Source organism: Campylobacter pinnipediorum subsp. caledonicus (genome assembly GCF_002022005.1).
Classification (GTDB): Bacteria; Campylobacterota; Campylobacteria; order Campylobacterales; family Campylobacteraceae; genus Campylobacter_A; species Campylobacter_A caledonicus.
Genome location: NZ_CP017258.1, coordinates 1,324,723 through 1,348,315, shown reverse-complemented (window position 1 = coordinate 1,348,315; position 23,593 = coordinate 1,324,723). Strand labels below are relative to the sequence as shown.

General features: G+C 30.8%; 22 protein-coding genes and 1 pseudogene. 20 read left to right on the top strand and 3 right to left on the bottom strand.

Annotated elements, in window-relative coordinates; translation table 11 throughout:
• Positions 1-13: 13 nt before the first annotated feature.
• The 5 genes from CPIN18021_RS06870 (at position 14) to CPIN18021_RS06850 (ending at position 4,020) form a co-directional block, all read left to right on the top strand.
• On the top strand, positions 14-304 hold the full coding sequence (locus tag CPIN18021_RS06870; RefSeq protein ID WP_078423698.1) for an oxidoreductase: 291 nt from the start codon (positions 14-16) through the stop codon (positions 302-304).
• Positions 288-2,357 (top strand): heavy metal translocating P-type ATPase, encoded by a 2,070-nt coding sequence (locus tag CPIN18021_RS06865; RefSeq protein ID WP_089503393.1) that lies wholly within the window; start codon positions 288-290, stop codon positions 2,355-2,357. Before CPIN18021_RS06870 ends, CPIN18021_RS06865 begins: the two co-directional genes overlap by 17 nt.
• Positions 2,347-2,619 (top strand): helicase, encoded by a 273-nt coding sequence (locus tag CPIN18021_RS06860; protein ID WP_078423696.1) that lies wholly within the window; start codon positions 2,347-2,349, stop codon positions 2,617-2,619. Before CPIN18021_RS06865 ends, CPIN18021_RS06860 begins: the two co-directional genes overlap by 11 nt.
• The gene (modD, locus tag CPIN18021_RS06855; protein ID WP_226995910.1) at positions 2,606-3,439 is read left to right on the top strand and encodes a ModD protein; all 834 of its coding nucleotides are present in this window, start codon (positions 2,606-2,608) and stop codon (positions 3,437-3,439) included. The genes CPIN18021_RS06860 and modD overlap by 14 nt, the downstream gene beginning before the upstream one ends.
• A 71-nt stretch (positions 3,440-3,510) precedes the next feature.
• Complete coding sequence (locus CPIN18021_RS06850; RefSeq protein ID WP_069632287.1) at positions 3,511-4,020, top strand: YqhA family protein; 510 nt, start codon at positions 3,511-3,513, stop codon at positions 4,018-4,020.
• Between the two features lie 3 nt (positions 4,021-4,023).
• Here the strand turns inward: CPIN18021_RS06850 and CPIN18021_RS06845 are convergent, their stop codons facing one another.
• The 3 genes from CPIN18021_RS06845 to bamA form a co-directional block, all read right to left on the bottom strand.
• Complete coding sequence (locus CPIN18021_RS06845; RefSeq protein WP_078423694.1) at positions 4,024-4,254, bottom strand: cbb3-type cytochrome oxidase assembly protein; 231 nt, start codon at positions 4,252-4,254, stop codon at positions 4,024-4,026.
• A 2-nt stretch (positions 4,255-4,256) separates the two neighbouring features.
• The gene (locus tag CPIN18021_RS06840; protein ID WP_078423693.1) at positions 4,257-6,635 is read right to left on the bottom strand and encodes a heavy metal translocating P-type ATPase; all 2,379 of its coding nucleotides are present in this window, start codon (positions 6,633-6,635) and stop codon (positions 4,257-4,259) included.
• 124 nt (positions 6,636-6,759) lie between these two features.
• Positions 6,760-8,994 carry an outer membrane protein assembly factor BamA gene (gene bamA, locus CPIN18021_RS06835; RefSeq protein WP_078423692.1) on the bottom strand — a complete coding sequence of 745 codons (2,235 nt, stop codon included), beginning with the start codon at positions 8,992-8,994 and terminating at the stop codon, positions 6,760-6,762.
• Positions 8,995-9,114: 120 nt separating this feature from the next.
• On the opposite strand from bamA, the pseudogene CPIN18021_RS09215 reads away from it, so the two are divergent.
• The 15 genes and pseudogenes from CPIN18021_RS09215 to CPIN18021_RS06770 all read left to right on the top strand — a co-directional run.
• Positions 9,115-9,515: pseudogene (locus CPIN18021_RS09215) on the top strand (prephenate dehydrogenase/arogenate dehydrogenase family protein); the annotation flags it as partial.
• A gap of 48 nt (positions 9,516-9,563) precedes the next feature.
• Positions 9,564-9,692 (top strand): prephenate dehydrogenase dimerization domain-containing protein, encoded by a 129-nt coding sequence (locus tag CPIN18021_RS09210; protein ID WP_418225639.1) that lies wholly within the window; start codon positions 9,564-9,566, stop codon positions 9,690-9,692.
• Positions 9,693-9,718: 26 nt separating this feature from the next.
• A complete protein-coding gene (locus CPIN18021_RS09205; RefSeq protein ID WP_418225493.1) occupies positions 9,719-9,910 on the top strand; it encodes a prephenate dehydrogenase dimerization domain-containing protein in 192 nt (63 codons plus the stop codon).
• 83 nt (positions 9,911-9,993) lie between these two features.
• Entirely contained in the window at positions 9,994-11,364 is a 1,371-nt protein-coding gene (gene pgp6, locus CPIN18021_RS06825) for a peptidoglycan metallopeptidase Pgp6 (RefSeq protein ID WP_078423691.1), read from the top strand.
• A gap of 13 nt (positions 11,365-11,377) precedes the next feature.
• On the top strand, positions 11,378-12,262 hold the full coding sequence (gene lpxC / locus CPIN18021_RS06820; RefSeq protein WP_078424704.1) for a UDP-3-O-acyl-N-acetylglucosamine deacetylase: 885 nt from the start codon (positions 11,378-11,380) through the stop codon (positions 12,260-12,262).
• A 38-nt stretch (positions 12,263-12,300) separates the two neighbouring features.
• Positions 12,301-12,705: a glycoprotease gene (locus tag CPIN18021_RS06815; RefSeq protein ID WP_078424703.1), complete on the top strand. Its 405-nt coding sequence runs from the start codon at positions 12,301-12,303 to the stop codon at positions 12,703-12,705.
• Between the two features lie 8 nt (positions 12,706-12,713).
• Positions 12,714-13,598, top strand: coding sequence for a homoserine kinase (thrB, locus tag CPIN18021_RS06810; RefSeq protein WP_078424702.1), 885 nt, complete (start codon positions 12,714-12,716; stop codon positions 13,596-13,598).
• A 22-nt stretch (positions 13,599-13,620) separates the two neighbouring features.
• On the top strand, positions 13,621-13,866 hold the full coding sequence (locus CPIN18021_RS06805) for a hypothetical protein (protein WP_078423688.1): 246 nt from the start codon (positions 13,621-13,623) through the stop codon (positions 13,864-13,866).
• On the top strand, positions 13,859-16,492 hold the full coding sequence (gene infB, locus CPIN18021_RS06800; protein ID WP_078423687.1) for a translation initiation factor IF-2: 2,634 nt from the start codon (positions 13,859-13,861) through the stop codon (positions 16,490-16,492). Before CPIN18021_RS06805 ends, infB begins: the two co-directional genes overlap by 8 nt.
• Positions 16,489-16,854: a 30S ribosome-binding factor RbfA gene (gene rbfA / locus CPIN18021_RS06795; protein WP_078423686.1), complete on the top strand. Its 366-nt coding sequence runs from the start codon at positions 16,489-16,491 to the stop codon at positions 16,852-16,854. Before infB ends, rbfA begins: the two co-directional genes overlap by 4 nt.
• The gene (gene rimP, locus CPIN18021_RS06790) at positions 16,847-17,263 is read left to right on the top strand and encodes a ribosome maturation factor RimP (protein ID WP_078424701.1); all 417 of its coding nucleotides are present in this window, start codon (positions 16,847-16,849) and stop codon (positions 17,261-17,263) included. The genes rbfA and rimP overlap by 8 nt, the downstream gene beginning before the upstream one ends.
• Entirely contained in the window at positions 17,263-18,915 is a 1,653-nt protein-coding gene (locus tag CPIN18021_RS06785) for a formate--tetrahydrofolate ligase (protein WP_078424700.1), read from the top strand. The genes rimP and CPIN18021_RS06785 overlap by 1 nt, the downstream gene beginning before the upstream one ends.
• A gap of 29 nt (positions 18,916-18,944) precedes the next feature.
• Positions 18,945-20,273: an L-seryl-tRNA(Sec) selenium transferase gene (gene selA / locus CPIN18021_RS06780; RefSeq protein WP_078423683.1), complete on the top strand. Its 1,329-nt coding sequence runs from the start codon at positions 18,945-18,947 to the stop codon at positions 20,271-20,273.
• Positions 20,266-22,089, top strand: a complete 1,824-nt coding sequence (gene selB, locus CPIN18021_RS06775; protein WP_078424699.1) for a selenocysteine-specific translation elongation factor — start codon at positions 20,266-20,268, stop codon at positions 22,087-22,089. The genes selA and selB overlap by 8 nt, the downstream gene beginning before the upstream one ends.
• Positions 22,090-22,130: 41 nt before the next feature.
• The gene (locus CPIN18021_RS06770; RefSeq protein WP_078423681.1) at positions 22,131-23,573 is read left to right on the top strand and encodes an acetyl-CoA carboxylase subunit A; all 1,443 of its coding nucleotides are present in this window, start codon (positions 22,131-22,133) and stop codon (positions 23,571-23,573) included.
• Positions 23,574-23,593 lie beyond the last annotated feature (20 nt).

The window sequence follows — 23,593 nt, the reverse complement described above, 5'->3', positions numbered from 1 at the left end:
TTTAGGAGCTAAAATGAAAAATCCATATATAAACAATAATCAACAAGTTGAGCAAAATGGTATAGATAAAGCCATAAATCATGCGGCTAAAGATATACCTTTTGTTCCTAATAATTTTAATGCAGCAGGCTTTGTAAAAGGTCTTGTTTTGGGTGGTTTGGCTGCTTATGTGCTTACAAATCCTAAGGCTCAAGAGTATATTTTTAAGGCGATTATAAAAGGTGGCTCTTTAATAAATGCTGGTATTGAAGAGTTGAAAGAGCGATTTGAGGATGTTAAGGCTGAGCTTGAAGCAGAAGAATAATGTAACTATCTTACATAGTTGCAAAAATAGAGTTAGGCTTAGGGTTAATGAGCTAAAAGAGACTAGCGATATAAGCTACATAGAGGCTAGTATTGCCGAACTTAGTAATGTAAATAATGTTCGCGTAAATAAATATACAAAAAGCATAGTTATAGAGTATTTATCGCAACTTGAAAAGATTATTGAGTTTGTTTGTAATTTGGATCTAAAAACAAAGCCAAAAGTTCACGGTATAAGTAAAGCTGATATTTACAAGGCGGGGGCTTCTTTGGTTATTGAGCCACTTCTTGCAAGTCCAAAATTAAAAGCAGCAATTAGTGTTTATAGCTCTGCTCCTATCTTACTTGATGGGCTTAAAGAGTTTAAAAACGATGGTCTTACTTCAAGGGTTCTTGAATCAATGGCCGTTGGTGTAAGTCTAGCAAGAAAAGATTATCTTGCTGCAAATAGCACAAATTTAATGCTTGCTTTGGGCGAATATATGGAAGAAAGCACTGTTCATAAAAGCGATGATTTGATAAAGGAACTAGCAAAGCCAAACATAGAAGAGGTTTGGGTTGAGACTAATCAAAATGGTCAAAAAACATTAAATAAGGTAAAAACTCAAAATTTATCCAAAGGCGATATAGTTGTTGTTGGAGCTGGGGAAAATATCGGCATAGATGGCTATATAGTTGGTGGTGAAGCTAGTGTAAATCAGGTTTCTATGACGGGTGAAGCTGAGCCAGTTATGAAAAAAAGAGGCGATAGGGTAATAAGTGGCACGATAGTAGAAGAGGGAAAGATAAAAATTTGGGCTGAAAATGTCGGTAGTGATACGGCTACAGCTAGGATTAAAGAATATATTCAAACCTCTTTAAATGAAAAATCAAGCATAGGGCTAAAAGCTACAAAATTAGCAGATAGCTTAGTGCCTGTTACTCTTTCTCTAGCTGGTATTTCATATTTGGTCAATAAAAATACAGATAGCGTTGCTTCTGTTTTGCAGGCTGATTACTCTTGTGCTTTAAAGCTAGCAACGCCAGTGTCATTTAAATCAAGCATATCAAAAGCTGGAAGAAATGGAATTTTGATAAAAGGGGCAAAGGCTATAGAGGCTTTAGGTGCTGCTGATACATTTGTCTTTGACAAGACAGGAACTCTTACAAAAGGCAGCTTGGCTGTCGTTGGGATATATCCATTTAAAGATGGTATGAATGAAGATGAGCTTTTGAACTTAACCGCTAGCGCAGAAGAACACTATTTTCATCCGGTTGCCGAAGCTATAGTTGATGCTGCTAGAAAAAGAGGGTTTGATCATATTCATCACGATGAGGTTGAGTTCATAGTGGCTCATGGAGTAAAAACTCAGATGAATACAAAAGAGGTTGTAATAGGTTCTAGACATTTTTTGGAAGATGATGAAAAGATAGATTTCTCTAAACACGAAAAAACTATACAAGATGCTTTAAATAATGGTCTTACCCTTCTTTATATAGGATATGATAAAGAACTTGCTGGCGTTATTGCTATGAAAGATGAGATGAGAGAAAATACAAAAAACATGATAGCCAAACTTAGAAAATCAGGTGTTAAACAGATTATAATGCTTACTGGAGATGTTGAGTTAAAGGCTAAAGAAGTAGCAGATGAGCTTGGCATAGATAGATTTTATGCTGATTGTTTGCCTACTGACAAATCAAGAATTATAGAAGAGCTAAAGTCTGAGGGTGCTAATGTAGCTTTTGTAGGCGATGGTATCAATGATGCTCCATCTTTAACAAAAGCAAATGTTGGAATTAGTATGCATAAGGGCGCTGATATAGCAAAAGCCGCAGCTGATATTAGCTTGTTAAAAGATGATATTATGAGTGTTGCTATAGCAAAAGAGATAGCTGTAAAAACTATGAGTCTTATAGGCTCAAATTTCAAGCTAACAGTAGGCATAAACTCAGCCATATTGGGTGCTGCTACATTTGGATTATTAAATCCTATATCCACAGCTGTTTTGCACAATGGCACTACTATATGGCTATTGTTAAATTCAATGAAAGGTATAAAATTTGAAAAATAATATAAGCGGACAGTTGCTTGATTTAAATACTCAAAGAAAATTTGCAAAAGTTGGCATGAGCGTGTCTTTGGGCGTTTTAACATTAACTGCTTTTAAAATGAAAAATAAAACATTTAAAAAAGCTCATACTGTTGCCGGTATTGCTATGGTTGCGTTTAGTGTTTATCATGCTGGTCTTTATGATAATGGTATTTTTAAAAAAATGATATTAAAACAATCAAGTAAAATTAAGAGAGTTAAAAAAGATAGTGACAAATCTTGATGATTATATATTTTCTGATGTAGGCTTTGAGGATTTGACCACTAGCCTACAATCAGATGATGAGTTTTATGATAAATACGTTACACTTAAAATTTATACCAGAGAAAGGCTTATTTTAAGTGGTGTTTTAATGGCTTTGGATATTGCTAAGAAATTTAACTGCGAAGTGTTAAAAATAGGTAAAAACTCAGATATTTTTATGCCAAAAGATGAAATTTTTTCAATCAAAGGTAGATATTTTGATATCCATAAGGCTTGGAAACTAATACAGGTTTTATTTGAATATTCGTGTAAAATTTCAACATATACATATGATATGGTTTCTCAGATAAAAAAGGCAAATGCAAATTGTGCTTTGCTCACTACAAGAAAAACATTTCCTTTTTCAAAAGAACTTTGTGTTCAAGCTGTTTTATCTGGCGGCGGAAATATTCATAGATTTGGGCTTTTTGATAGTGTTTTGTTTTTTGATAACCACATTAAATTTTATAAAAACTTTAATGAATTTTGTGAAAAAATAAAGATTTTTAAGATAAAAATGCCAGAAAAAAAGATAATGGTTGAGTGTGGCGATTTTGATGATTTTAAATTGCTTCTTAGTTATGATCCAGATGTTATTCAGTGCGATAAATTTAGCTTAAAACAATTACAAGATTGTCTATCTTTAAGGGATAAAAGCCATAAAAATATAAATATTACTGCTTCTGGTGGCATTAATTTAGATAATTGTTTTGATTATGCTAAAATAGGCATAGATGGCATAGTAACTTCCGCTCCTTATACTCAAGGTGTTGTAAATTTAGGTTGTGAAATTATATAAAATTATAAATTTCAGTTAAATTATGTAAAAAATATTATACAATACGGGCTTTAAAAAATTAAGGATTTATGATGTTAGAAAAGTTTTTTGAAAAAATAATGTGGTCTAGTAGAATTTTTTCTGTTTTACCGGTTATATTTTGTATTCTTGGTGCTATAGTTATTTTTATTATAGCTAGTTATGATGTTTTCAATGTTTTTAAAGATGTTTATGCTTATTTTTTCAATGGTTTTCATCCGGATGACTTTCATTCAAGCGTGGTTGGCGGCATAGTTGGTGCTATAGATCTTTATCTTATGGCATTAGTGCTTTTTATATTTGGATTTGGTATTTATGAGCTTTTTATAAGCGAAGTTGAGATTATGAAAAGTTCAAAGCATTCAAGTGTGCTTGAAGTTCATTCTTTGGATGAATTAAAAGATAAATTAGCTAAAGTAATCATAATGGTTTTGATTGTGAATTTTTTCCAAAGAGTTTTGCATGCAGAGTTTAAAACACCATTAGAAATGTCATATCTTGCTCTTAGTATATTGGCTATTTGTCTTGGAATTTATTTTTTACATAAAGGTGAAAAACATTAAATCTTAATCAGGAGGCATGTAGCTTTTTTTTTGTTTCTTAAGTGCCTCTTTTTTTCTTTTTTCTAGTTCATAAGCATCATTTAATGCATCTTCATCATCAAATTTGTTTCCATCTAAAAACTTTCTATAGTCTTCAAATTGTTTATTTTTTATACCCCATATTAGTCCAAAAAGTGCAAATGCACCAAGCGTTATGGATATAAAAAGCATAGTTGCTATTACACCATTACTCATTTTTATTCCTTTGATTTTTTTATGCGAAGAGAATTTAGTATCACTATTATTGAACTAAATGACATAGATAAAGCTGCAAATAGGGGTATTATAAATCCCATTACGGCTAAAGGTATAGTAAGAGCATTATAGCTTAATGAGAAAAATAAATTTTGTTTTATAATAGACATAGTTTTTTTGCTTATTAATATAGCTTTGGTTAATGATTTTAATGAATCATCCAATATAATCACATCGCTTTTTTCTAAACTTATGTCAGATCCACTTCCCATGCATATTGCTACATGCGAATAGCTCATAGCGATGGCATCGTTTATTCCATCTCCAACCATTAATACTTTTTTGTTATTTTTATTAAGGGTTGATATGAAATTTGCTTTTTCATCTGGTAGCATTTCATATTTTATATTTTTGATACCAAGTTGGTTTGCTACTTTTTTTGCTGTAATTTCATTATCTCCAGTAAGCATATAAATATCCAAATTAAGTTTTTTTAGTTTTTCTATATAGCTTTTTGCATCTTCTTTTATCTCATCGCTTAAGCTAAATTTTGCTACTAAAACTTTATCAAATGCAACAAAATATTCAGTTGAATTTTGATTGCTATTTATTGTTGTTCCATTTTCTTGTAGGAATTTTTTATTTCCTCCAATTAGTGTTTTATTGTTAAAATTAGCCATTACCCCTTTTGCTGAAATTTCTTTAATGTTTGTTAAATTTATATTTGATGTGATATTTTTTTGTTTTAAAAACTCAAAAATAGCGACACTAACTGGATGTTTTGAGGTTTTACATAATGATGCAATAAGCTCTAAATTTATATCGTTTATTTGCTCAAACCTATCTACTTTTAGTTTTGCTTTTGTTAGTGTTCCTGTTTTATCAAAAACTATGGTATCGCATTTTGCTAGTGTTTCTATTGTTTTTGATTGTTTAAATATAACATTGTTTTTAAGCCCAGCACCTATGCCTACAAGTGTGCTAACTGGTGTTGCAAGAGCTAAGGCGCAAGGACAAGCTATGATTATAACAGATATTGCAATGACAAGAGCGGTTTGAAAATCTGATTTTAAAAACCAAAAGAAAAATGTAAAAATTGCTATGATTAAAATAGTAAGTGAAAATTTAGATGCAATTTTGTTTGCAAGTTGTTGAAGGTTTGGTTTGTTTGAGCTTGAGTTTTGTATTAGGTTTATTATTTTATTTAAAAAAGAATTTTTAAACTCAGATGTTGCTTTATACTCTATGCACCCATCTAGACACACACTAGAGCTTTTTAGTTCATCAGATGGACCAAGTGTGATAGGTATGCTTTCTCCACTTAAGCTAGAGCAGTCAAAACTAGCCTCTCCACTGGTTATAATTCCATCTATAACAACTTTATCTCCGGCTTTTAATACTATCGTTTCACCGACCATAATTTCGTGAATATTTTTTGATATGATTTTGCCTTCGGTTTTTATATTTACCTCATTTAAAACCATTGAATTTAAGGTATCAAGAGTATCACTAGCTCTTTTTTTGCTTAAAACTTCTAAGAATTTTCCTATAAAAACAAATGTGATAATCATAGCAACAGAGTCAAAATAGACCTCTGCTTTTCTTGAAAACATAGCGTATATAGAATAAAAATAAGCTAGTGATGCACCTGTTGCTACAAGCATGTCCATATTTGGAGTTTTAGTTTTTAACGCTATTTTAAAGCCATTAAAAAAGCTACCACCTGTATAAAAAAGCACAGGGCTTGCTAGTATAAACTCTGCAAAATTTAAGATATCTTTTATGTCTTTATCCATGCCACTAAAATATCCTGCATATTGGGCTATTGCTATCCACATTATATTCATAAGCGCAAAAATTCCAACTAGAAGTTTGATATAAAAATCTCTTCTTTTTGCATTTAAAATAGTGTCTTCTTTTGATGAATCATAAACAAGAGCCTTGTAACCTATAGAGTTTATTTTTGTTAAAATCTCTTTTAAATTTGTTTCATTTTCATCCCAAAGAATGGTTGCTTTATTGTTTATAGAGTTTATGTTAACTTCTAAAATTCCCCTAGTTGAAAATAGTATTTTTTCATTTAGCCATATGCAAGCACTACAATGAATTCCCTCTATTATTAGGCTTATTTGGTTAAAACCATCTTTTCTTGTAACATAGTTTTTGTATAAATTTTCAAGATTTGATTCTATTAAATTTGAGTTTTTTGCTGGGTTTAGGTTGTTGTTTCCAAGCCTTGAATAAAATTCCTCAAATCCATTGTTTTTAATTATTTCGTATACATTTTTGCAACCATTACAACAAAATATACCATTATCTGTCTTTATCATAGAGTTAGTATCAAAAATAAGTTTGCAATGAGTACATCTATCTTTTGCCATAATTTTGCTTCCGGATTATATATTTTTTGCTTTATGTATTTAAAAAAGTCGTATTTGCTAGTGATAGGTTGTTATAAGTTAATGATAATTTTAATATCATTAACTTATAAAATAAAATTATATATTAAAATCTTCTTCCTATGCTAAATTCAAATCTATTTGTTTCATCGCTCCTTGATGGGTTAATTGGTTTTGCATATATAAGTTGTAAAGGACCAATAGGTGTAATCCATTCTATACCAGCACCAGTTGACATTCTTGTTATCTCGCTTAAGTTTTTCTCTCCAATAGCACCGTAATCAAAAAATAATACCCCACGCATTTTTACGCGATCTATGATAGGAAAACTAAACTCAAATGAGTTGTTAAAAGATATTTCGCCACCAGTTTCATACCATTCTTTATTATAAGATACTTTTGGAGATACAGTTCTGTTTTCATATCCACGAAGATCTCTTAATCCACCAAGGTAGAATTTTTCATTTATAGGCACATATCCATTATTCCATATTTTACTAAACGCTGATTTATATCTTAAAATAAAATCATAATCTATATAATCTTTTAATCCTAGATAGTAGTTAAAATTTGTTCTAAATTTTGTAAATTTTTCATCTCCGCCAATTCCTGTAAACTCTACAGATGCCCCTGCTGTTATACCTCTTCTAGGAAGATAATAATCATCAGTGCTATTATAATTTATAGCAGGTATTAAAGAACTTTTTAGATTTTTACCCTCTTTATGCCCTATTTGTAAAAGAGCCCTACTAAGACCAGAAATTTGACTTTGCTGTATCACATATGTTAAAGATGTGCTTAAGTTTCTTGTTAATCTTCTGCCTAAAGTTGTGTTAAAACCATATGATTTTTGTTTATAGCTGTTTCTTTTGTAGTCATTTGCATAAATTGATCCACCAAGACTATATTCTGAATCATTTAATCTTGGATTTGTTAGGCTTATTTGACCAGAAAGCTCATCATCACTTTTTTCTACGCTTATGCCTCCATTCATGCCTGAACCAAATATATTTGTGTCTGATAAACTTGCATTTAATAATAATCCATCAGAACTACCATAACCTATACCACCACTAATTGAGCCGGTTGATGCCTCTTTTACATTAACAATTAAGTCTATAGTGTTTGGGTCTATGCGCTCTTCTTGTATTTGAACATCTTCAAAATAGCTTGTTCTTCTCAAAGAGTCTTCGGAATCCTTAAGATCGGTTCTGTTGTATAAGTTTCCTTCTGTGAGATATAACTCTCTTCTAACTACTCTGTCAGCAGTTCTTTCGTTTCCTGAAATTTGAACATTTCTTATATATACTTGTTCGCCAGGTTCTATTTTATATTCTATCTCTACTGTTTGATTATCTTCATGCTTGTTTGTATTTGGATAGACTTTTACAAAAGCATATCCTTTGTCAGCAACCAAATTATCTAAGACTTTCATATCTTTTCTTAAGCGTTCAGAATTCATTCTGTCGCCAGCTTCTAATTTAAAATCTTTTATTAGTTTTTCTTTGTTTATGTCTAAAAATTCTGGAGCATTTATTTTTACATCAGAAACATTATAAGGTTTTCCTTCTTTTATATAGTATGTTAAATCAGATTTGTAGCTATCGAACGAAGCATTCAAAAATGGCTGTGATACTGTTGCATCTAAGTAGCCTTTTTGAAAATATTTATCTTGAATTCTATGTGGATCTGATGGTAATTCAAAAAGCTTTACCTTTCCATCATTTCTTCCCCACATCCATCCAAGAAATTCTCGGCTTTTATTTGCAACGATTGGTTCTATATCGGAGTAACTAAATACATTTGCTCCTATTAATTTAATATCATCTATAATCATATTTTCGCCGCGATTTACATTTAGTGTGAGTGCGACTGAGCTTTCATTTCCTTGTATAAATTCTTTATTTACATCAACAACTGTATCAAAATATCCTTTTGCTTCATAAAATTGTCTAATTTTTTCAATTGTTTTTTCCAATGAAACTTCATCATACATATTTCCAGGTTTTATGTTTATTAAAGATTCTATTGCTGTTTTATCATTTGTTACAACACCCTCTAGCTCTATTTTTGCTATGCTAGGCTTTTCTTTTAGATTGATTGTTACGTTTCCGTTGTCATCACTTGTTATATATATATCTTTGAAGTATCCTTGCTTAAAAAGATTTATAATTGCTTTGTCGGTATTTTGACCGTTTAATGTATCTCCTATTTTTAACCCACTTATATCTTTTGCAACATCTTGTGATAAGTGTATTAGCCCTGAAAAATTTATTGAACGAATTTGTTCAGCATTTAAACCACAAATAACCATTAAACATAAAAATAAATTTTTTTTCATATAATTTAACCTAATAATTTTTAATCGTAAAGTTGATATAATAACATAAATATTTTTAAAATAGACAAAAATTAAAAGGTTTTTTAGCGAAAATAGTCATAGTAGGGCTTGGATTAATTGGTGGATCGCTTGGATCGGCTCTTAAAGCATCAAAAACTAATATCTTGCATTAGTGGTTTTGATTTAAGTAGTTTACACCAAGAAAAAGCTTTAAGTCTTGGCTTGGTTCATGAAATTTTGACTCTTGATGAAATGAAAGAAAAATGTGACATTATATTTTTAGCAATTCCTGTTGAAGATTTATTAGTGTTGCTCAAAATTTGCAAGATATAAAACAAACAACAACTATTGTGGATTTTGGTTCAACTAAAGAGAAAATTTTAAACTCAATACCACAAAGCATTAGAAAAAATTTCATAGCAGCACATCCTATGGCAGGAACAGAATACTCCGGTCCAGAAGCGGCTTTTAAAAGTCTTTATAAGGATGCTGTTATTGTTGTGTGTGATTTTGAGCAAAGTGGAGAATTGCATATAAAATGTTCAGCTGAGCTTTTTTCTCATATAGGAATGAAGATAGTTTTTATGAGTGCAAAAGATCATGATCGTCACGTTGCTATAATATCTCATTTGCCACATGCTATATCTTTTTCTTTGGTTAATGGTGTTTTGAGCGAAGAAGATAAAAAAATATTATAGCTTTAGGAGGTCCTACTTTTAGGGGTATGATACGTGTCGCAAAGAGTTCTTCTAAAATGTGGACTGATATATTTAAGCAAAATAAGGATAATATTTTAGATTCGATTGATATGTTTAAAAAAGAATTAAATCAGTGTGAATATATGATATCAAATGAAAAATGGGATGAAGTTTATAAGTGGATGTCTGATGCTAGAACTATTAGGGAAATTTTATAGATTATCTTGATTTGTTAGCCAAGCATTTAACATTTTTTTGTAAATTTATTTGAAATAATTTATTAAGTTTAGGTGGTTTTATTTTGAGAAGACGTGGTTTTAATGCAAAATCTTTTGTGGTTTTTTTAATTTTATTTTTAGTTTTAGGTTGTTCGTGGTATATTTTAACATCAAAAGAATTTGAAAAAAACGCTCCTCAAATACTAATAAAAGATAAAATTTATTGGAATTTAAAAACCCCTTTAAATGTTAAGTTTAAAGATGATAGTGGTATTAAATTTCTTAGAATAAGCATGAGTGATGGACAAAATAATATAAATATGTTAAATCAGCTTTTATCTAATCCTATGAGCGAGTTTGATGTTAATTTGACTATACCAAAAACCAGTTTTTTTAGTATAAAAGATAAATATACTATGAGCATAGAAGCCACAGATACCAGTAAATGGAATTTTTTTACAGGGAATAAAACTAATAAAAACGTTGAGATTATACTAGATACAACAAAACCAGATGTTTATGTGCTTTCAAATTCCTATTCTATATCTAATGGTGGTGCCGCCGCTGTTGTTTTTAAAGCTACAGATAATGATTTAAAAGATGTTTATATTCAGACAAATTATGGCAAAAAATTTATTCCTACTCCTTTTTACAAAGAAGGATATTATGCTGCATTGATTGCTTGGCCTGTTTCTGTAGATAATTTTAGTGCCGAAGTTGTTGCTTTGGATAATGCCGGTAATGAAACAAAATCTCATATTAGATACTTTTATAAAAAAAATAATTATAGGACATCAACAATACCTTTACGAGATAGTTTCTTGGATGGGAAAATATCTCAATTGGCTGAAGTGTATTCAAAAAGCACAAAAGATATGAGTAGATTAGAGAAAATGAAGTTTATAAATGAAGATTTAAGAAATGAAAATACCAATAAAATATCAAAAATAACTTCTGTTGTATCAAAAGAGATGATTAATAAATTTTATCTAAATACTTTTTATCCTTTAAAAAATGCTAAAAAAGTTGCTGATTTTGCCGATCATAGATTTTATACATATAACAATCAACAAGTTAGTGAGGCTTGGCATATGGGGCTTGATTTAGCAAGTGTTGCTGCAGCTCGAATAATTAGTAGCAATGATGGTAAGGTTGTGTTTGTTGGAGATAATGGAATTTATGGTTTAAATATTATTATAGATCATGGTTTTGGTCTTTACTCTCTTTACGCACATTGTTCGAGTGCTAAAGTTAAATTAAACGATACTGTAAAAGCAGGAGATCATATAGCAAATACTGGAACAAGTGGTCTTGCTTTGGGCGATCATTTACATTTTGGAATTTTAGTGCAAGGCGAAGAGGTTAGACCACAACAATGGTTTGATAATAAGTGGATGAAAGACAACATCATTAATGTGCTAAATGTTGCTAAAAAAATAATAGATAGAAATTAACTAAGGAATTAAAGTGAAACAGACTACGATAGCTAGGAAAATAGAAGCTGTTGGTATAGGTCTTCATAAGGGCGAGCCAATAAAATTAGTCCTTGAGCCTCTTGATGCAAATATGGGTATAATTGTATCAAGAACTGATTTGGGTATTAGTTTCAAGCTAGAGCCACAAAATGTTATAAATACACAAATGGCCACAGTTATAGGAAATGAACAAGGATTTGTAAGTACAATAGAGCATCTTTTGGGAGCTATACATGGTTATGGTATAGACAACATAAAAATATCAGTAGATGCAAATGAAGTGCCTGTCATGGATGGTAGTGCTATAAGTTTTTGTATGCTATTGGAAGAGGCTGGAATTGATTTTCTTGAAGAACCAAAAAAAATAATGCTACTAAAAAAAGAGTTAGAAGTAGTAGAAGGTAGTAAATTTGTTCGTGTTTCATCTTCATTGAAACCAAAATTTGATTATACTATAAATTTTAATCATCCTGTAATTGGCGAACAAAGATATGTTTTTGAGTTTAGTAAAAGCAATTTTATTAAAGAGATAGCAAGAGCTAGAACATTTGGATTCTTAAAAGATTTGCAAAAATTACAAGCTCAAAATCTAGCACTCGGCGCATCTCTTGATAACGCAGTTGCAATTGATGATACTCATATTTTAAATCCAGAGGGTCTTAGATTTCAAGATGAGTTTGTTAGGCATAAAATTTTAGATGCTATTGGTGATTTAAGTCTTTTGGGTGTTTCTTTGATGGCTGATTATACGGCTTTTGCTGGCAGTCATGACTTAAATCATAAATTAACATTGGCTATTTTTGCTGATGAAAAAAATTATGAAATAGTCAAGATGGATAAAGAGCTCGTTAAAGACTATGCAAAGGTGTTTGCATAAAAGAGGTTGAGATATTAGTTGCTTCTTTAACATCTCCTTTGCTTGTTGGAATTTATAGCAATGGAAGTCTTATAAGAAAGATTGAGACAGATGAAAGAGTAAGCGAAGCATTGGTTTGCATACTAGATGATATATCAAATTCTTATGATATAAAAAAAATAATTTATGCAAATACTCCAGGAAGTTTTATGGGGCTTAAAGTTGCATATGTAGTTTTAAAGACTTTTAGTATTATTAAAAATTGTGATTTTTTTGCTATTAGTGGATTTGAGCTTACAAATAATATGCCGATTAAGGCAAATAAAATTTTGTCATTTGTCAAAGATAAAGATGATGTTGTTTTAAAAAAAGTTGAAAATGCAAATTTATCATTACCTTTAAATTTAGAAAATTTAAAACTAAATTCAGATACACTACCAAATTATGTAATACAAGCAGTTTAGGAGTTTTATTGAATATCTTAGTTCCAGCCACTAGTGCAAATTTAGGTCCGGGATTTGATAGTTTAGGTCTTAGTTTAAAGCTTTATAATGAAGTAGATGTTAAAAGGTCAAAATTTTCTTGTATCTCTATCAAAGGAGAAGGAAGCGAGAATGTTAAATTAAAAAAAAATAATATTTTTATAAGTATTTTTAATGAAATTTTTAAAGAATTAACAAAAGAAGAAGTAAATTTTAAATTTGTTTTTGATAATAAAATACCTTTTTCAAGAGGGCTTGGCAGTTCTTCGGCTGTTATTGTATCAGCAATAGCTTGTGCTTACGAGATGGCTGGATTTAAGATTGATAAAAATGTTATTTTAAATAGAGCTTTGCTTTATGAAAATCATCCTGATAATATAGCGCCAGCTGTTTTTGGTGGTTTTGTTAGCTCTATTGTTGTTGATGGCAGTATATATACAAATAAAATTAATGTAGATGATAGTTTAAAGGCTGTTGTCGTTGTACCAAATAAACCAATGAGTACAAATAAATCTAGGCAAATTTTGCCAAAACATTATACGATAAAAGAATGTGTGAATAATATAGCCCATTCTTCATTTTTAACGGCTTGTTTTTTTGATAAAAAATATGATTTATTGAGATTAGCTTGCAAAGATATGTTGCACGAAGAAAGAAGAATGCAAAATCTACCAGAGCTTTTTAAAGTCAAAGAGGTTGCCTATAATAATGGATCTTTAATGAGCGCTCTTTCTGGTTCCGGTTCATCATTTTTAAATATAGTTTATAGTGATGATGCTGAAAAATTAAAAACAAAATTACATGAACAGTTTAATGAATTTAGAGTTGAAATTTTTTCATTTGATAACGATGGATTTATTATAACAAAAAGCTAAAAAAAAGTTAAAAAAAGATATAATGAAAAATAACAATCCAATAAGGACATGCGTTTTATGTAAAAACAAATTTTCACAACCACTATTAAATAGATATAGATTTATAAATGGCACTCTTGAAATTGGTGCTGGTTTTGGAAGAAGTTTTTATTTATGTGATGAATGCCTAAAAAAAGATGATAAAATACTAAAAAAAATACTTGAAAAACATACAAAAAATTCAAATTTTGATGTATCAAGGTTAAAGGAGAAGCCCTTAAATGGTTAAAATTTCAGAGATTGCAAATGATATAGGATTTTCTAATAAAGAAGTCTTAGAAAAAGCACAGGAGCTAGGCTTAAAAGTTAAAACGCATTCTAGTTCTGTTAGTGAAGAAGAGGCCGAAGGTATATATACATACATTCAAACTGGTGAAATATCTGATGTTTTTAAGAAAAAAACTTCAAATAAAAAAGAGACTAAAAAACAAGATGAGCCAGTTGCTAAACAAGTAAAACCAAAAAAGGCTTCAGAAAAAGTAGAAAAAAGTATTGAAAAATCTAATAAAACTCAGGAAACAAAAACCGAGGAGAAAAAAATAAAAGTTGGCGACAAAAAAAATGATGTAAAAGTCAGTGATAAGGTGCCTGAGAAAACTACAAGCGATGAAGAAATTAAGCCAAAAGAGAGTTTGGCTGATGTTAGCCTTCAAAAAAGAAGAGGTCTTGTTATAGTAAAGAAAAAAAATAGCGTAGATTCCTCATCAAGACAAAAACTTTCTCAAAAGCAAAGCACACCAGCTATTAATATACCTAGTCTTGAAAGTATGTTTTCAAATTTAGATGAAAATACAGGCAAGAAAAAGAAAAAAGAGAAAAAAGTATCCCATACGCACAAAAAAAGTAATGCACAAAAAGTTGATCTTCTAGGTGCTTATGATTTTAAAGATATTGAGCTTGAAGATGAAAATGAAGTTGTTTTACCAGACTTGACATTTAAAGCACCTACTCCACCACCTGCTCAAAAACCAAGAGAACATAACTTTTTAAGAAGCACATCTGGCAATTCTGCTAATTCTTTTATAGAAGGTGGTATACACAGAAGATCTCGCAAGAAACACAAAAAAACAGAAAATAAACAAAATAATGAAAATGTAACATCTGTTAATATTCCAAAAGAGATACGCGTTTATGAATTTGCTGAAAAATTAAACAAACAAGCAAGTGAAATAATAGGAAAATTATTTATGCTTGGTGTTATGACTACTAAAAATGACTTTTTAGATGAAGATGCTATAGAAATTTTAGCTGATGAGTTTAACATAGAAGTAAATATTATAGATACTCAAGAAGAGTTTGATTATGTTAAGGCATATGAAGATGAACAAGATGATAAAAATTTAACTCAAAGAGTTCCTGTTATAACCATAATGGGACACGTTGATCATGGAAAAACATCTTTACTTGATTATATAAGAAGCTCTAGAGTTGCTAGTGGTGAAGCTGGCGGTATTACACAGCACGTTGGTGCTTATATGGTTACAAAAAATGACAAGAAAATCACTTTCATAGACACTCCTGGACACGAAGCTTTTACAGCTATGAGAGCAAGAGGCGCTGGCGTAACTGATATTGTTATAATAGTTGTTGCAGCTGATGATGGTGTCAAACCACAAACAAAAGAGGCTGTTGCTCATGCAAAAGCCGCTGGCGTGCCTATCATTATAGCTATAAATAAAATGGATAAAGAGGCTGCAAATCCAGAGTTTGTAAAAACAGGACTAGCAGAACTTGATATTGTTCCTACGGAGTGGGGCGGTTCTTATGAGTTTGTTCCTATTTCTGCAAAAACAGGAATGGGTATTGATGATTTGCTTGAAATAGTGCTTTTACAAGCTGAAATACTTGAGCTTAAAGCAAATGCAAAAACAAATGCGAAAGCTACTGTTGTTGAGAGCTCTTTACAAAAAGGTAGAGGACCTGTTGCTACCGTTATCGTAGAAAATGGAACGCTTAAAGTAGGAGATACTATAGTTGCTGGGGTTGCTTACGGAAGACTTAGAAGCTTGCTTGATGACCAAGGTAAATCTCTTAAAGAAATTAAACCTGGTGAGTGTGGCGTTATAGTTGGTCTTAGTGAGGTTCCAGAAGCTGGTGAGACACTTATAAGTGTAAAAAGTGATAAAGAAGCAAGAGAATATGCTCATAAAAAAGCTGAGTATTTAAGACAAAAAGAGCTTAGTAGATCAACAAAAGTAAGCATAGATGAATTAAGTGCTAAAATAGCAGAAGGCGAGTTAAAAACTCTTCCTGTTATTGTAAAGGCAGATGTTCAAGGATCCCTTGAAGCTATAAAATCTAGCTTAGAAAAACTTGCCAATGATGAAATCAAGGTTAATATCATACATTCTGGTATAGGCGGTATAACACAGAGTGACATAGCACTTGCAGCAGCTAGTAAAAATAGTGTAATATTAGGATTTAATATAAGACCTACTGGTGAGATAAAAGAAAAAGCAAAAGATAGTGGTTGCGAGATAAAAACATATAATGTTATTTATAATCTTATAGATGATGTTAAATCACTACTTGGTGGTTTGATGTCGCCTGTTATAAGAGAAGAACAATTGGGTCAAGCTCAAGTTCGCCAAGTAATAAATGTTCCTAAAATAGGTGCAATTGCTGGATGTATGGTTACAGATGGAACGATAAATCGTGGAGCAAAAATTCGCCTAATTAGAGATGGGGTAGTTGTTTATGAAGGAACTGTAAGCTCATTAAAACGCTTTAAAGATGATGTTAAAGAGGTTGCTAAGGGCTATGAGTGTGGTGTCGGTATAGATGGTTATAATGATATTAGAGAAAATGACTATATAGAAAGTTTTAAACAGATAGAGGAACAAGCTAGTTTATGAACCAGTCAGAAATTAAAAGACTTAGAACAGAAAGTATTTTAAAAGAGCTTATACCTGAGGCTTTAGCAACTCTTGAAGATCAAATTTTGCAAAGCCTTTGTGTAACAGAGGTTGAATGTAAAAAGGGTAGATATGATGCTTTTGTCTATCTTGATAAAATGGCCTTTGATGAAAGAGAACAAGCTTATATATTATCTCATTTAAGAAGAGTTTGTAAGCATTTACAAAATCATTGCATGGCAGCTGAAGGTTGGTATAGATGCCCAAATTTTCATTTTCAATTTGATGATAGGCTTGAGTATCAAAATCATATTGATAAGCTTTTTGATAAAATTTCTAAGGATTTAAATAAAAATGGATAATTTAAGTGAACTAGTAAAAGAGTGTGGTGTAGAGCTTTATGATACAGAGATAGCAAACGAAAACTCAAAAGCTATTTTTAGGGTTTATATAACAAAAAATGGTGGAGTTAATCTTGAAGATTGTGAAAAAGTTAGTAGATTTTTATCGCCTATCTTTGACGTAACACCACCAATATCTGGTGATTATATATTAGAAGTAAGCAGTCCTGGCTTGGAGAGAAAATTAGAGCAACCAAAGCATTTTATATCCAGCATAGGTGAACTTTTAAAAATTAAAACAAACGAAACAACATTTAAAGGAAGATTAATATCTGTAAATAATACTTCTATTATATTACAAAATAATGATGGAGATGTTACCATAAATTTTGCAGACATAAAAAAAGCAAAAACTTATTTGGAGTGGTAATGTTAAGTGATATTCAAATAGCTACAAGCGCAAATTTAATAAATATAAAAGATGTTGCCAGTAATTTGGGCTTATCAGAAGATGAACTTGAATTATATGGCAAATATAAAGCAAAAATTAATCCAAAACTACAAAAATCAAACTCAAAACTTATCTTAGTCACAGCAACAAATCCAACACCTTATGGCGAAGGAAAAACAACAACTTCTATAGGTCTCGCAGATGCACTTAAACATATAGGTAAAAATGTATGTTTGGCGTTAAGAGAGCCTTCTCTTGGTCCAGTTTTTGGAATAAAAGGTGGAGCGGCCGGTGGAGGTTATTCTCAGATAGCCCCTATGCAAGATTTAAATTTGCATTTTACCGGTGATTTTCATGCTATTACATCCGCAAATAACTTAATATCAGCAGTGATAGACAATAGTATTTATCAAAATAATCTACTCGACATACAACAGGTTTTATGGAATCGTTGTATGGATATGAATGATAGAGCTTTGAGACATATTACTGTCGGTCAAGGTGGCAAATTTGATGGCGTGGAAAGACAAGATAGCTTTAATATAACAGCAGCTAGTGAGATTATGGCTATTTTGTGTCTTTGTGATAGTTTGGGTGATTTAAAAGAAAAAATATCAAACATTATAGTGGCATTAAACTCAAAATCAGAGCCTATTTATGTGCGTGATCTGGGTTGTGAGGATGCTGTTGTTATACTTTTAAAAGATGCGTTAAAACCAAATTTATTTCAAACATTAGAAAATACTCCGACATTGGTTCACGGAGGCCCTTTTGCAAACATAGCTCACGGATGTAACTCAATCATAGCAACAAAAACAGCTTTAAATTTGGCTGATTATGTTGTTACTGAGGCTGGATTTGGTTCAGAACTTGGTGCTGAGAAATTTATAGATATAAAATGCAAAAAAGCGGATATATTGCCAGATGCTACGGTTTTAGTAAGTACCATTAGATCTATAAAATACAATGGTGGTGTAAGCAAAGAAGATATAGCAAAACCAAATTTAAAAGCATTACAAGATGGTATAAAAAATCTTGGTGGTCATATAGAAAATTTAAAAACAAAATTCGGCTTAAATTTAGTTGTGGCTTTAAATAAATTTGCTACAGATACAAAAGAAGAGATTGATTTTGTTAAAGATTATTGTGCTAAATTTAATGTAAAAGTAGCAGTTTGTGAAAATTTTGCAAATGGTGGAAAAGGTGCTGTAGAACTTGCAAATTTAGTTTTAGAAGAGATTGACAAGCCTTACAAGATAAATTTTACTTATGAAAATAGTGACAGTATCCAAACAAAAATAGAAAAAATAGCAAAACAAATTTATGGTGCTAATGATGTTATCTTTGAAGACGATGCTTTAAAAGCACTGAAAAACATAAAAGAGCTTAATCTTGAGCATTTTCCGGTTTGTATAGCAAAAACACAGTATTCTTTTAGCGATGATGCAAATATGCTTGGCAGACCTACTGGGTTTGAGTTTAGAGTTAAAGATTTGCAAATTCGTTCAGGTGCTGGTTTTATTGTTGCTGTTTGTGGTAAGATTATGCTAATGCCAGGACTTTCAGCTCATCCAAATGCTCTAAATATGAAGATAGATACAAAAACTGGTGAGATAACAGGTTTGGCATAATATAAATTTCAAAAAACTTGGAGATTTTGATGGATTTTAAAGACCTTTTACAAGTTGATAAGATTTTAAATCTTGAAGAGTTTAAGCTTTATTCAAAACCATTGCTAGCAACAATATCAAGGGTGGTTTTGGATGAACAAAGAAAGCTTATAATACAAAAAAAGCCATCATTATCAAAAGATGAAATAATAAATGAAATTTCTCAAAGATATGCTGAGTTTCAAAGGTTTTCATTCCAAAAAGTAATCAATGCTACCGGTGTTGTTATGCATACAAATCTAGGAAGAAGCATTATTGATGAAGAAATTTTAAAAAGAGCAAAAGATGTAATATGTTCTTATTCGAATTTAGAGTTTGATTTACAAAGTGGTTCTCGTGGCAATAGGTATGATTATGTCTCCAATTTGTGCAAGGTTTTATTTGGTTGCGAAGATGCTTTGGTTGTAAATAACAATGCTAGTGCTGTTTTTTTGATACTAAATACATTTGCAAAAAACAAAGAAGTTGTGGTTAGTAGAGGTGAGCTTGTTGAAATAGGCGGTAGTTTTAGGATACCAGATGTTATGTTAAACTCGGGAGCTATTTTAAAAGAAGTAGGCACAACAAATAAAACAAATATTTATGATTATAAAAATGCAATCACACAAGATACAAATATGCTTTTTAAGGCACACAAATCAAACTTTGATATAGTTGGTTTTACTCAAAGTGTTGCTATGAAAGATATTATAAATATTGCAAAAGAAAATGGGCTTATTGATTATTATGATCTTGGAAGTGGTTATGTAAATGAGCTTGGATATAATTTAAGCAAGGATGAGCCAAGTATTTCAAGGTTGCTTCAAGATGGAGTTAGCTTGGTTAGTTTTAGTGGCGATAAGCTTTTTGGCTCTGTTCAAAGCGGTATTATTTTGGGAAAAAAAGAGCTTATATCAAAACTTCGCAAAAATCAGCTTCTTAGAATGCTAAGGGTTGATAAGGTTGTTCTTAGTATACTTTGCGAAAGTATCAAAGCTTATATAAATAAAGAATTAAGTCTTATAACTACAATTAATTTAATAAACAAAAAAGAAAACGACTTGTTTGATTTGGCTAATTTTATAAACTCAAAACTATCAAAACCACTTAAAATTTTAAAAACTACAACCTTTGTTGGTGGCGGTAGTTTACCAAACAAAAATATACCTAGTGTGGCATTAGCTATTATGGGTAATGCTATTAAAAATGAACAAAAATATAGAGAAAAAAATGTTATTGGAAGGATTGAAAATAATAGTTTTATTTTTGATTTAAGAAGCATACTTGATAAAGATGTCGATGATTTGATAAAAATAATAAATGAGCTTGAAAATGAATAGTCTTATAATAGGAACATCGGGGCATATAGACCACGGAAAAACATCTTTGATAAGAGCTTTAAATGGCTTTGATGGCGACTCTTTAGAGCAAGAAAAGAGTAGGGGGATCACTATAGATCTAAGCTTTTCAAATTTGCAAAACAATGATACAAATATAGCCTTTATAGATGTTCCTGGACACGAAAATCTAGTAAAAACTATGATAAGTGGCGCTTTTGCTTTTGATGCTTGCATGCTTGTGATTGCCGCAAATGATGGGATAATGCCACAAACAAAAGAGCATATGAATGTTTTGAGTTTATTGGGTGTTAAAGATGTTATCTTGGTTGTTACAAAGATTGACCTGGTTGATAGTGATACAATGCATAGCTTAGAAAATAAAGCAAAAGAATATATCAAAAACAGCACGAACTTAAATATTTTAAAAACTTTTTATACAAGTATAAAAGATTCAAATGCAATAGAAGAATTAAAAAAATATCTCTTTACATTAAGACCAAAAAAAAGAGATACAGATGGAGTTTTTCGTTATTATATAGATAGGATTTTTAGTATAAAAGGTATAGGTTCTGTAGTTACTGGTAGCGTTATTAGTGGAAAAGTTAGCGTTGGAGATAAACTTTTTGATTATGATATATCTAAGGATGTGAGTGTTAGAAGTATCCAACTTCACGATAAAAATGAAAATGTTGCAACAACTAGCAATAGAGCTGCTCTTAATCTAACAGGCGTGCAACTTAGTGAACTTAAAAAAGGACATATTCTTAGCAAAAAAGGTTTTTTTAGGGGATTTAAAGAGGTTGATACTATAGTTTTTGCGGATGATTTAAAGCATAATCAAAACCTAACTTTTTGTGTTGGTTCAAAACAAGTAGCAACAAAAGCTGTTGTTTTAAGCGATGAAAAAGATAAATTTGTAAGTTTTAAATTTGAAAAAGATATGTTTTTAATATTTAATGAGCCGTTTGTTTTACTTTTAAATGGTCGCGTTATAGGTGGCGGAAGGGTTTTAAATCCTATAAGTGAACCTATGAAAAAACAAGGTAAGATAGCTCTTTTGATAGCTTTAAATAATCTTGATTTCAAAAGGGTTTTTGAAATTTTAAAACTTACTCATAAAAATGGATTTGGACTTATAAGCTCTACTCAAAGGTTTAATTTAACTCATAAGCAAGCTGTTGATATAGCAAAAACTTTACCAAATAGTTTTGTAGATGAAGATGCTTTGAATGTATATGATGAAGAGGTAAAATATAGAATAATTGAGTTTATTAAATTTATAATAGACAAAAATAAATTTGCTATTTTTTCAGCTTCTAGCATAAGCTTAAAGCTTGGTTGGGCTAGTGAAAAGCTAACTCAGTCTTGCATAGATGAGCTTTATAATAGTGGTATTATTGAAAAAAATAGTGGAGTTTATACAAAAAAAGGCGTTGATTTTAGTGAGTTAAAAATCAAGTTAGAAGATGAAATTTATAAAATTTTAGATAATGATAAATTTGCTCCAAAAGCACCTTATAATATATATGATGAGCTTGAAATAGACAGGTTAAGTGGAGATAATGCATTAAAAAAATTAACAGCAAATGGCCGTGTTATAAGACTTGCACATAATCTTTTTATAACATCTAAAAATCTTACAGAAGTGCTTAAATATCTAAAAAATTTAATAAAAGAAGATGGTTTTGTAAATGTTCAGAATGCAAAAAATAGACTTAATTTAAGTAGAAAATATATAATTGCATATCTTGAAAAACTTGATTTGGATAGCGATATAATTAAAAATGGACAAAACAGGGTTTTTAGGAGTAATTAATTTATTAATTTTTATATGTTTATAAAATCGGAGGTGTTTTTATGATTCATAAAATTCTTATAGCAAATCGTGGGGAAATAGCTGTTAGGATAGTTCGTGCTTGTAGAGATTTGCACATAAAAAGTGTAGCCATTTATACAAAACCAGATGCTGAATGCTTGCATGTTAAGATTGCTGATGAAGCTCATATGATAGGTGATGAACCTATAAAAGGGTATCTTAATGCAAAATCTATAGTAGAAATCGCTAAGAGTTGTGGCGCTGATGCAATACATCCTGGGTATGGATTTTTAAGTGAAAATTATGAGTTTGCAAAACTTGTTGAGGATTCTGGACTTATTTTTATTGGTCCTAAATCTGATGTAATTCGCAAAATGGGCGATAAAAATATTGCAAGATATTTGATGAAAAGAAATGGAATCCCAATAGTTCCAGGCACAGAAAAATTAAATGATGAGCCTATGGAGAAGATAAAAGAATATGCTTTAAAGATTGGATATCCGGTTATATTAAAAGCCAGCGGTGGTGGTGGCGGACGAGGCATTAGAAAAGTTTTTAAAGAAGATGAGTTAGAAGATGCTTACAACTCTTGTAAGAGAGAGGCTAAAGCTTATTTTAATAATGATGAAGTTTTTATGGAAAAACTTGTTGTAAATCCAAGACACATTGAGTTTCAAATTTTAGGCGATAATTATGGCAATATAATACACCTTTGTGAAAGAGATTGTTCTATACAAAGAAGACATCAAAAGATTATTGAGATAGCCCCTTGTCCTTCTATAAGTGAAAATTTACGTAAAATTATGGGTGTTACAGCTGTGGCTGCCGCAAAAGCTGTTGGGTATTCAAATGTAGGAACTATAGAGTTTTTATTAGATGATGATAATCAATTTTATTTTATGGAGATGAACACAAGAATACAAGTTGAACATGGGGTTACAGAAGAGATAACGGGAGTTGACTTGGTTGTTAGACAGATTAGAACAGCTGCAGGGGAGATACTAGAACTTGAGCAAAGTGACATAAAACCTCAAGGTTATGCCATAGAAGCAAGGATAACTGCTGAAAATGTTTGGCAAAACTTTGTTCCAACGCCGGGTAAAATTTTGGGTTATTATCCAGCACTTGGACCATCTGTTAGGGTTGATAGTCATGCATATAAAGATTATACTATCCCACCTTATTATGACTCTTTGGTTGCAAAGCTTATAGTAAAAGCAACTGATTATGATTTGATGATAAATAAACTTGAAAGAGCACTTGAAGAATTTACGATAGAAGGTGTTCAGACTATTATACCTTTCTTGCTTGCTATTAGTAAATCTCGTGAGTTTAGACGAGGATTTTTTGATACAAGTTATGTTGAAAAAAATCTAAACTCTATACTTGAAAATACTCATGATAGCACTCATGGTGGCGAGGAAGAACTAAAAACAGTCATAAATCAAGCCATAAATAAGCATAGAAAAGTTTATGGTAAATAATAAAATTTAGCTTGTTTTTG

Bases quoted from the DNA above. Each gene is read 5' to 3' on its own strand.
- CPIN18021_RS06870 (WP_078423698.1), top strand. From the start codon at position 14: ATGAAAAATCCATATATAAACAATAATCAACAAGTTGAGCAAAATGGT.
- CPIN18021_RS06850 (WP_069632287.1), top strand. From the start codon at position 3,511: ATGTTAGAAAAGTTTTTTGAAAAAATAATGTGGTCTAGTAGAATTTTT.
- CPIN18021_RS06845 (WP_078423694.1), bottom strand. From the start codon at position 4,254: ATGAGTAATGGTGTAATAGCAACTATGCTTTTTATATCCATAACGCTT.
- CPIN18021_RS06840 (WP_078423693.1), bottom strand. From the start codon at position 6,635: ATGGCAAAAGATAGATGTACTCATTGCAAACTTATTTTTGATACTAAC.
- bamA (WP_078423692.1), bottom strand. From the start codon at position 8,994: ATGAAAAAAAATTTATTTTTATGTTTAATGGTTATTTGTGGTTTAAAT.
- CPIN18021_RS09210 (WP_418225639.1), top strand. From the start codon at position 9,564: ATGAAGATAGTTTTTATGAGTGCAAAAGATCATGATCGTCACGTTGCT.
- CPIN18021_RS09205 (WP_418225493.1), top strand. From the start codon at position 9,719: ATGATACGTGTCGCAAAGAGTTCTTCTAAAATGTGGACTGATATATTT.
- CPIN18021_RS06805 (WP_078423688.1), top strand. From the start codon at position 13,621: ATGAAAAATAACAATCCAATAAGGACATGCGTTTTATGTAAAAACAAA.
- infB (WP_078423687.1), top strand. From the start codon at position 13,859: ATGGTTAAAATTTCAGAGATTGCAAATGATATAGGATTTTCTAATAAA.
- rbfA (WP_078423686.1), top strand. From the start codon at position 16,489: ATGAACCAGTCAGAAATTAAAAGACTTAGAACAGAAAGTATTTTAAAA.
- rimP (WP_078424701.1), top strand. From the start codon at position 16,847: ATGGATAATTTAAGTGAACTAGTAAAAGAGTGTGGTGTAGAGCTTTAT.
- CPIN18021_RS06785 (WP_078424700.1), top strand. From the start codon at position 17,263: ATGTTAAGTGATATTCAAATAGCTACAAGCGCAAATTTAATAAATATA.
- selA (WP_078423683.1), top strand. From the start codon at position 18,945: ATGGATTTTAAAGACCTTTTACAAGTTGATAAGATTTTAAATCTTGAA.
- selB (WP_078424699.1), top strand. From the start codon at position 20,266: ATGAATAGTCTTATAATAGGAACATCGGGGCATATAGACCACGGAAAA.
- CPIN18021_RS06770 (WP_078423681.1), top strand. From the start codon at position 22,131: ATGATTCATAAAATTCTTATAGCAAATCGTGGGGAAATAGCTGTTAGG.